This is a genomic window from Streptomyces albus subsp. chlorinus (genome assembly GCF_013302895.1).
Lineage (GTDB): Bacteria > Actinomycetota > Actinomycetes > Streptomycetales > Streptomycetaceae > Streptomyces > Streptomyces chlorinus.
The window spans coordinates 4,609,964-4,618,696 of record NZ_VJOK01000001.1; the positions used below are offsets into that span (position 1 = coordinate 4,609,964).

Annotated in this window: 9 protein-coding genes and 1 pseudogene; 9 read left to right on the forward strand and 1 reads right to left on the reverse strand. The window is 75.4% G+C overall.

The features are described from left to right. The 3 genes from FM076_RS20220 to FM076_RS20230 form a co-directional block, all read left to right on the forward strand. On the forward strand, nucleotides 1–1,083 hold a 1,083-nt coding region (locus FM076_RS20220), incomplete at its 5' end, for an alpha/beta fold hydrolase (protein ID WP_173872395.1). Further along, on the forward strand, nucleotides 1,031–1,672 hold the full coding sequence (gene tsaE / locus FM076_RS20225) for a tRNA (adenosine(37)-N6)-threonylcarbamoyltransferase complex ATPase subunit type 1 TsaE (protein WP_173872396.1): 642 nt from the start codon (nucleotides 1,031–1,033) through the stop codon (nucleotides 1,670–1,672). The genes FM076_RS20220 and tsaE, both read left to right, overlap by 53 nt. A gap of 166 nt (nucleotides 1,673–1,838) precedes the next feature. Next, nucleotides 1,839–2,045 (forward strand): hypothetical protein, encoded by a 207-nt coding sequence (locus FM076_RS20230; protein ID WP_173872397.1) that lies wholly within the window; start codon nucleotides 1,839–1,841, stop codon nucleotides 2,043–2,045. Between the two features lie 135 nt (nucleotides 2,046–2,180). Here FM076_RS20230 and FM076_RS20235 read toward each other — a convergent pair whose 3' ends face one another. Continuing rightward, nucleotides 2,181–2,768: a hypothetical protein gene (locus tag FM076_RS20235; RefSeq protein ID WP_173872398.1), complete on the reverse strand. Its 588-nt coding sequence runs from the start codon at nucleotides 2,766–2,768 to the stop codon at nucleotides 2,181–2,183. A 355-nt stretch (nucleotides 2,769–3,123) separates the two neighbouring features. Here FM076_RS20235 and FM076_RS20240 point away from each other — a divergent pair, with 355 nt between their 5' ends. From FM076_RS20240 to FM076_RS20265, 6 genes and pseudogenes are all read left to right on the forward strand, one after another. Continuing rightward, nucleotides 3,124–4,422 carry an LmeA family phospholipid-binding protein gene (locus tag FM076_RS20240; protein WP_345945118.1) on the forward strand — a complete coding sequence of 433 codons (1,299 nt, stop codon included), beginning with the start codon at nucleotides 3,124–3,126 and terminating at the stop codon, nucleotides 4,420–4,422. Between the two features lie 66 nt (nucleotides 4,423–4,488). Next, nucleotides 4,489–5,154: a tRNA (adenosine(37)-N6)-threonylcarbamoyltransferase complex dimerization subunit type 1 TsaB gene (gene tsaB, locus FM076_RS20245; protein WP_173872400.1), complete on the forward strand. Its 666-nt coding sequence runs from the start codon at nucleotides 4,489–4,491 to the stop codon at nucleotides 5,152–5,154. Further along, the gene (gene rimI / locus FM076_RS20250) at nucleotides 5,151–5,804 is read left to right on the forward strand and encodes a ribosomal protein S18-alanine N-acetyltransferase (protein ID WP_428814940.1); all 654 of its coding nucleotides are present in this window, start codon (nucleotides 5,151–5,153) and stop codon (nucleotides 5,802–5,804) included. Before tsaB ends, rimI begins: the two co-directional genes overlap by 4 nt. Then, on the forward strand, nucleotides 5,797–6,930 hold the full coding sequence (tsaD, locus tag FM076_RS20255) for a tRNA (adenosine(37)-N6)-threonylcarbamoyltransferase complex transferase subunit TsaD (protein WP_173872401.1): 1,134 nt from the start codon (nucleotides 5,797–5,799) through the stop codon (nucleotides 6,928–6,930). Before rimI ends, tsaD begins: the two co-directional genes overlap by 8 nt. Beyond that, nucleotides 6,930–7,181 (forward strand): hypothetical protein, encoded by a 252-nt coding sequence (locus FM076_RS20260; RefSeq protein WP_173872402.1) that lies wholly within the window; start codon nucleotides 6,930–6,932, stop codon nucleotides 7,179–7,181. The genes tsaD and FM076_RS20260 overlap by 1 nt, the downstream gene beginning before the upstream one ends. Nucleotides 7,182–7,398: 217 nt before the next feature. After that, nucleotides 7,399–8,733: pseudogene (locus FM076_RS20265) on the forward strand (hypothetical protein); the annotation flags it as partial.

Consider the following 8,733-nt stretch of genomic DNA (forward strand, 5'->3'; position numbering starts at 1 on the left):
GAGCTGTACTACGAGACCGACGAACCGGCCGACTTGCCCCTCTGGAGCGGGTGCCGGGGCGCGGTCCAAAGACGGCCGCCGAGGGTTCCCGGCGCGTCCCCCGGCGCACCCGCGGCAGCCGGGATGCCGGAGGCGGCCGGGATGGCGGAGGTGGCCGGGATGGCGGAGGTGGCCGCGGCGGCCGACGCGGCCGTCGGCGCGGAGCCGCTCACCGTCGTCTTCTCGCACGGCTACTGCCTCAACCAGGACGTGTGGCACTTCCAGCGGGCCGCCCTGCGCGGATCGGTGCGGTGCGTGTACTGGGACCAGCGCAGCCACGGCCGCTCCGGGCGCGGGCCGGTCGGCGAGACCGTCTCCATCGAGCTGCTGGGCCGCGATCTGAGGGCCGTCCTCGACGCCGCGGCGCCGACCGGGCCCGTGGTGCTGGTGGGGCACTCGATGGGCGGGATGACGGTGATGGCGCTGGCCGAGCAGTACCCCGGGTACGTGGCCGAGCGCGTCGCGGGTGTCGCCCTCCTGGGCACCAGCGCGGGCGGGCTGGCGCAGGTGACCTACGGGCTGCCCGCGGCCGGGGTGCGGGCGGCGCGCCGGGTGGTGCCCGGGGTGCTGCGGGCGCTGGCGTCCCGTTCGGAGCTGGTCGAGCGGGGGCGCCGGGCGACGGCCGACCTGTTCGCGGGGCTGGTGAAGCGGTACTCCTTCGGCAGCCCCCGGGAGGTGGACCCCGCGGTGGCGCGGTTCGCGGAGCGGCTGATCGAGTCGGTGCCGGTGGACGTGGTCGCGGAGTTCTACCCCGCGTTCGCCGAGCACGAGAAGAGCGCGGCGCTGGCCGCTTTCGACGGGCGGCCGGCGCTGGTGCTGGCCGGGGACCGCGATCTGCTGACGCCGAGCGAGCACAGCGAGCGGATCGCGGCGGCGCTTCCGCGGGCCGCTTTCGTGCTGCTGGAGGCGACGGGTCACCTGGCCATGCTGGAGCGTCCCGACGAGGTCGGCGCGCACCTGGCCCGGCTGCTGGCGCGTACCATCCGGACGCATGGAAGCACCGCACCACCAGCACCCGGCAACCCCTCGGCAGACCTCCCCTGAGCAGGCCCCCGGGCCGCGAGCCTCCGGCCGGCACGCCCCCGGGCGGTCCCCTTCCGAGCGGAGCGGCGGGGCCCGGAACGAGGTCACCGTCACGGTGCCGACCGCGGCGGGCATGCGCGAGCTGGGCGTACGGCTCGCGGGGGTGCTGCGCGCCGGTGACCTCGTTCTGCTGACGGGCGAACTGGGCGCCGGGAAGACGACGTTGACGCGGGGCCTGGGCGAGGGCCTGGGCGTGCGCGGCGCGGTGACCTCGCCCACGTTCGTCATCGCCCGCGTCCATCCGTCGCTGACGGACGGCCCGCCGCTCGTCCACGTGGACGCCTACCGGCTCGGCGGGGGCCTGGAGGAGATGGAGGACCTCGACCTGGACGTCTCGCTGCCGGAGTCGGTGGTCGTCGTGGAGTGGGGCGAGGGCAAGGTCGAGGAGCTGACCGAGGACCGGCTGCACGTCGTCATCTCGCGCGCGCTGGGGGAGGACGGCGGCGACGGGGACGGCGGTGGTGGCGGGGACGGAGACGACGAGCGCACCGTCAGGCTCGCGGGGGTGGGGGAGCGCTGGGCGGCGGAGGATCTCGCGGCCCTCGTCTGATCCGGCCCGCTGTCCCGACAGCATGTCGGCAAGATGTTGCGCGGCCGGTGGCGGTCGTGGTCCCATGGGGTGTGAGGGCACGGTTAGGTATGCCTTAGTTATCGGCGTTCCCGGTGTGCTGGGCGTTCCCGGCGTGCGCCGCCGTGCTGATGCCCCTGGAGGAACCATGACCGCACAGAAGCCCGGGCAGCGGCCGGAGCAGGTGCCTGCGCGGGACGAGGCGGTGTCCGCCGGCGGTTCCGCGCCGGCCTGTGACACCCCTCCCATGAGCGAGCTGCTCGCGTCCTGCGCGGCCGCGGCCGCCGTCTCGCGTCCCCCCTCGGACCCCGAGCCCCCCGCCCGCGAGGACCGGCGGGCCCCCGCTCACCGCTGAACCGGCGGTCGGCGGGGCGGCCGGTGCGGGCACGCAGGGCGGGCGGCGGCGCCACGGTGCGGTCTCGGACCACTGCGGCGGAGCGGCCTCGGAGGACCACGGCGAGGCGGTCTCAGAGCGCCACGGCGACGGGTTTCACGGCACCACGACGACGGGGGTGCCGACGGGGGCGTGCAGCCACAGGGCCTTGCCGTCCGCGCGCTTCTCGCGGATGCCGCCCGTCTTGTGCGAGGGGTCCGGATCGGGGGTGGAGCCGTCGAGCGCGGCGCTGAAGCCGATGGTGACGCCGTCCACGGTGGCGAACCGTACGACGTTCTCGACCGGCACCCCGTCGGAGCCCTGCACATGGGCGGAGCGCGAGGTGACCTTGTAGGTGCCCGGGCGCGGGCTGACCGCGCTGGGGTCCACCGCGAAGGTGCGGGTGGCCCTGCCGTCCTTGCCGACCAGCCACACCCGCTGCCGCTTCAGCGCGTAGACGACGCGCGGGCCCTTCCCGGAGCCGGCGGGCAGGGCCGTCTCCCGTTCGGCGGGGGTGCGCTTGTCCCCGTCACCCTTCCCGTCGCCCTTCCCCGGCGAGGGGTGGGCGGAGTGGGAGGCGGACGGTTTGCCGTCCCGCTCCTGGGCGGCCGATGCCTGGTACGCGAAGAAGCCGATCACCGCGAGGGCCGCTGCCGTCAGCCCGGCCACGACCACTCCCGCGCTGCCGCCGCTGCTGCGTGCCACCGTGCGCCGCCACCTCTCGTGCGCTTCTCATGCGTTCTTGTGTCCCATGCGCTCTTGCGCGGGTTCTCGCGCGCTCATGGACACGAGCCCTGGACACGAGCCCTGGGAATGAGCATGGGGCTTCCAGTAAGCCACCCGTCGATGACGGTAGCAGCAGCCGCGGGGCGGGCGCGGTGGTGCGGCGGGCCGTGGACGGGCCGTGGGCGGGTGGTGGCAGGCGTGGCCTCCCGGTGGCGGGCCGGGGAACTTGGAGTAACGGCCGCGCTTGTGTTCGCATGTGGCGATGACCCCCCACGGTTCATCGCCACACTCCACAACCCCCATACCGAAAGTCCCCGGTCCCGAGCAGGGACCCGTGGGCGGCCGTCCGTCCAACCCGTACGACGAACTGGCGGCCCTCGCCCCGCCGGACGCCCCCGCGGGCGGCACCGGCCCCAGCCCGTACGACGCGCTCGCGGACGACGCCGCGAGGGCCCCGGGCGACCCGTACGACGGCGGGCTCGGCGGCCTGGGGCTCCGCTCGGACGCGGAGCGCGACGCCGAGGCCGCCTACGAGCCCGCCTACGAGGAGCGCATGCCCTATCTGCGGGCCGTGCGCAGGCGCCGCCGCTCCCGGCTGACGAGGACCGTCAAACTGGCCATCGCCTGCTGCACGCTGCTGGCCTTCCTCGCCGTCGGCGACCGCTGGGCCGCGCTCTACGCCGAGGGCAAGGCCGCCGAGAAGGCGCAGCACTCGCTGCACCTGCACGCCCGCCCCGAGGTCCACATCGACGGCTTCCCGTTCCTCACCCAGGTGGCGCGCGGCCGGCTCGACCACGTCGAGGTCGCCATCCCCGACGTGCCCGCGGGACGGGTCTCCGTGGCGCAGGTCAGCGGCGACGTGGACGATGTGCGGATCGTCGGCGACGCCCCCTCCTCCGTGCGCGGCGCGGTGCTCGGCCGGATGAAGGGCGACGTGCTGCTCGACTTCGACGACCTCGACCGCGAACTGGGCACCTCGCAGGTCACCTTCACCGCGGGCGGCCCGCACACCGTGCGCGCGGCGGGCGAGCTGCCGGTCGCGGGAACCCGGGTCACGGTGCGGGCCCGCGCCCATCTGCAGCGCACCGGCGACCACGGGGTCGGCACCACCGTGGACGACATGCGGCTGGTCGTGCCCAAGCTGTTCAGCTTCACGCCGGGCACCGGGAAGGACGGGGTGTGTCCGCTGGCCCAGCGCGTCCAGCGCGACGCGGCCAAGGCGCGGGCGCTGTTCGGGGTGCGGTCCGTCGCGCGGCGCTTCGGGCTGTCGGACGAGCGCGCCCGGCGCGTCCGGCACAGCGAGCGCGAACTGCACCGGGTGACCGGTGCCCCGCGCTTCGTGGACAAGGTGATGGGCCTCAACATGCTCGACGTGGTGGCCGAGCACCCCTGGCTGCTGAAGAGGATCGGCATCGACCCGGCGCTCGTGGAGGCCCTCAAGAAGATCGAGGAGCCGAAGCTGGCCGACAAGCTGGCCCTCCATCTGACCCTGCCGGACCTGCCCGGCGATGTGCGGCTGCGCGGGGTCTCGGTGGCGAAGGACGGCATCCGCGCCGAGCTGACCGGCGTCGACATCCCGTTCGGCAAGGCCGCCGAGAAGGAGACGAAGGACCCGGTGAAGGCCGCCCGGTAGCGCGGCGCGACCCGGGCGGCCCGGAAGCGGTGAGGCGGCGGGGCGCGGGCGCCGTAGTCTGGTCGGGTGTTGATGCTCGCCCTGGATACCGCCACCCCCGCCGTGACCGTCGCCCTCCACGACGCCGACGGCGGCCGCACGCTCGCCGCCGCGCACACGGTGGACGCCCGCCGCCACGGCGAACTGCTGCTGCCCGGCGTCGAGAAGGTGCTGGACGAGGCCGGGCGGAAACTGGCCGAGGTCACCGACATCGTCGTCGGTGTCGGGCCCGGCCCCTACACCGGGCTGCGGGTCGGCCTGGCGACGGCCGAGGCGTTCGCCGCGGCGCTCGGCCAGCGCGTGCACGGCGTGTGCACGCTGGACGGCCTCGCGTACGCCGCCGGGCTCGACGAGCCGTTCGTCGTGGCCACGGACGCGCGCCGCAAAGAGGTCTACTGGGCGCGCTACGACGACTGCCGCACCCGGGTGACCGGCCCGGCCGTGGACCGCCCCGCCGAGATCGAGGAGCAGGTCGCCCACCTGCCGTCCGCGGGGGCCGGCGCCGTGCTGTACGAGTCCGTCTTCCGCGGCGTACGCGCCGACCTGCCCACCGACCAGTCGGCCGAGGCGCTGGCCCGGCTCGCCGCCGAGCGGCTGGCACGCGGCGAGGAGCTGCTGCCGCCGCGCCCCCTCTACCTGCGGCGGCCGGACGCGCAGGTGCCCGCGGGCTACAAGGTGGTCACCCCGAAGTGAGCGCCGCCGTTCCGCCCCGGGCCGTCGCGCTGCGCGAGATGCGCTGGTGGGACATCGAGCCGGTGCTCGGTCTGGAGGCCGAGCTGTTCCCCGAGGACGCCTGGTCGGCCGGGATGTTCTGGTCCGAACTGGCGCACGCGCGCGGTCCGGGCGCCACCCGCCGCTACCTGGTCGCCGAGGAGCCGGACGGCTCCCTGGCCGGCTACGGGGGACTGGCCGCCGTGGACGGCACCGGCGACATCCAGACCATCGGCGTCCTGCCCGCCCACCGGGGCACCGGCCTCGGCTCCCGGCTGCTGCGCGCGCTGCTGCGGGCCGCCACCGACTTCGAGTGCCGCGAGGTGCTGCTGGAGGTGCGGGTCGACAACGCGCCCGCGCAGCGCCTGTACGAGCGCTTCGGTTTCGTCCCCATCGGCGTACGGCGCGGCTACTACCAGCCCGCCGGCGTGGACGCGCTGGTGATGCGGCTGGCCGACCCCGCCGTCCACGCCGCGCCCGACGCCTCCGGGGACACGCCGCCCGACGCCTCCGGGGACACCGCGCCCGACGCCGTCGGGGACACCGCGCCCGGGGACACCCCGGCCCACCCCCTCACCCCCCTCCCTCCCACGCTTCCGAACACGCACCAAGGATCGAACACCCATGGCTGACGAACCGCTCGTCCTCGGCATCGAGACCTCCTGCGACGAGACCGGCGTCGGGATCGTGCGCGGCCACACCCTGCTGGCGGACGCGGTCGCCTCCAGCGTGGACACCCACGCGCGGTTCGGCGGCGTCGTCCCCGAGATCGCCAGCCGGGCGCACCTGGAGGCGATGGTGCCGACGATCCGGCGGGCGCTGGACGAGGCCGGTGTCGCCGCCTCGGACCTCGACGGCGTCGCCGTCACGGCGGGCCCCGGCCTGGCCGGTGCGCTGCTGGTGGGCGTCTCGGCGGCGAAGGCGTACGCCTACGCGCTGGGCAAGCCGCTCTACGGCGTCAACCACCTCGCCTCCCACATCTGCGTCGACCAGCTCGAACACGGCGCCCTGCCCGAGCCGACGATGGCCCTGCTCGTCTCCGGCGGCCACTCCTCGCTGCTGCTGGCCCCCGACATCACCGCCGACGTCCGCCCGCTGGGCTCCACCATCGACGACGCGGCCGGCGAGGCGTTCGACAAGGTCGCCCGCATCCTCAACCTCGGGTTCCCCGGCGGCCCCGTGATCGACAGGTACGCGAAGGAGGGCGACCCCGACGCCATCGCCTTCCCGCGCGGACTGACCGGCCCCCGTGACGCCCCGTACGACTTCTCCTTCTCCGGCCTCAAGACCGCCGTGGCCCGCTGGATCGAGGCCAGGCGCAACGCGGGCGAGGAGGTGCCCGTCGCCGATGTGTCGGCCTCCTTCCAGGAGGCGGTCACCGACGTGCTGACCCGCAAGGCCGTCCGGGCCTGCCGCGACGAGGGCGTCGACCACCTGATGATCGGCGGCGGCGTCGCCGCCAACTCGCGGCTGCGCGCCATGGCCGAGGAGCGCTGCGCCGCCGCCGGCATCACCCTGCGGGTGCCCCGCCCCAAGCTGTGCACCGACAACGGCGCCATGGTGGCCGCGCTCGGCGCCGAGATGGTGGCCCGGAACCGCGCCGCCTCCTCCTGGGACCTGCCCGCCGACTCCTCCCTGCCGGTGACCGAGCCGCACGTGCCGGGGCACCCCAAGGAGCACGGCACCGCCGGTGGCCCAGGGCACGCGCACGACCACGACCACGTGCACGAGACGAGCAGGAAGAACCTCTACGCCTGATGCCGACGCTCGCCCTCATGTGGGAGGCCAAGGCCGCCCCCGGCCGGGCCGGTGACCTCCTCGCCTGGGCCCGCGCCCAGGAACTGGACCCGTCCCCCGCCCGCCGCGAACACTTCACCGCCCCCGGCGAACGCGTCCTCGTCATCACCTGGTGGCCGGCCGCCTACGACGCCGAGGTCCCCGAACTCCCCGACCCCCCGCAGGAGCTGCGCGCCCGGCCGGTGCACCGCTGGCGGTTCGAACAGGTATAAGGCGGTACGTGCGGAAACGGCGCCGCCGCCCCCGGCCCTGAGGCACCGGTGGGTTTCGGTCACCGTCGGTGAGGCGGCAGGATGGGCTCCCCGGAGAACGCCGGGACGCCGCGTCGAGACCGGCGGAAACAGCGGGACCGGCGGAGACATCGGGACAGCCGGACCCCGGACAGCCGGTCAGAGGGACAGGCGGACAGCGGGACAACGGGGAGGGGCCATGCGGGGGCGAGGGCGCGCGGCCGGGTGCGGGCTGGTACTCGCGGCGGTGACGGTGCTCGGCGGCGCGGGCGGGGCCGCCGCGTCCGGGCAGCGGGCCACACCCGCCGCCTACCTCGCCGCCCAGCTGAGGAAGAGCCCGGTCCACATCTCCGACCAGGTGCCGCGCAGCGTCCCCCTCTCCGCCCGGCCCGCCTTCGTCAAGGAGGCCCGGCGGACCGGCGTGCCGACGTATGTGCTGGTGCTTCCCGGGGTGCCGGGCAGGGGCGCGGGCGGCGCCGAGGGGCTGCTGGCGGCGGTGCACGACCGGCTCGCCAAGAAGGGCCTGTACGTCCTGGTCGGCAGCAGCGGCACCACGGACGCGGCGGCGTTCGGTGTGGACGTCCCGGCGAGGGACGCCGCCATGGCGACCACCTTCGAACTCCCCTACGACGCGGGCGCGCTGGAATCCTTCCGGCACTTCGTCGCCGTCCTCCGCTCCGGGGACGCCGCACGGCGTGCCGACCAGGGGGCCGAGGCCAGCCGCACGGGGAAGGAGCCCGAGCCGCTGCACACCAGCTCCACCGACCGCGACAACCAGAGCTTCCGGACCGGGATCCTGCTGACCGGTGTGCCGCTGCTCATCCTGTCCGCCGGCTGGTACGTGCACCGCGGGCGCGGCCGCAGGGGTCCCGGCCCGCGCGTGGTGGTGCCCGCAGCGGCGGTGAGCGCCCTTGTCATCGGCTTCGGCGCTCCCCTCGTGTACGCCGACACCCGCTCGGACGGCGACCCGCTGCCCACGGCCGCCGACATGAGGGCCAGGACCGTGCGGGTCGCCGCCGGGCTGCGTGAGGACCCCGTCTACGTGGACCCGCTCGCCGGCGGCGTGCTGAACCGCAAGCAGCTCGCCGCCCTGCGGGAACGGGTGGCACACGCCGACGTACCCGTACGGGTGGTCGTCGTCCCCCTCGGTCCGGAGGACGAGGCGGAGGGCGACGGCGAACTGCTCGCCAAGCTCCTCCACGAGCGGCTGGGCGGCGCGGGCGACGCGGTCTACGTCGTCGCGCAGGCCGACGACGACGGCGAGCTGGACGTCATCAACTACGGCGCCGGGGTGGCCAGTGGCGCGCTCCACGAGAGCACCGAGAACCTGCGCTACGGGGAGGGCGAGGTCCGCGACGCCGGACTGTACACCCGGGTGACGATGGCGCTGCGCGCCGTGGACCGCGCCCCCTCCGCCCCGCCCAGCGGCCCCTACCTGGAGCCGACGGCCGCGGAGGACCCCGCCGAGGAGAGCGCGCTGCCCTCCCTCTACTCCGGGGACTTCGGCGCCGGGGCGGCCCTGGGCGCCTTCGCC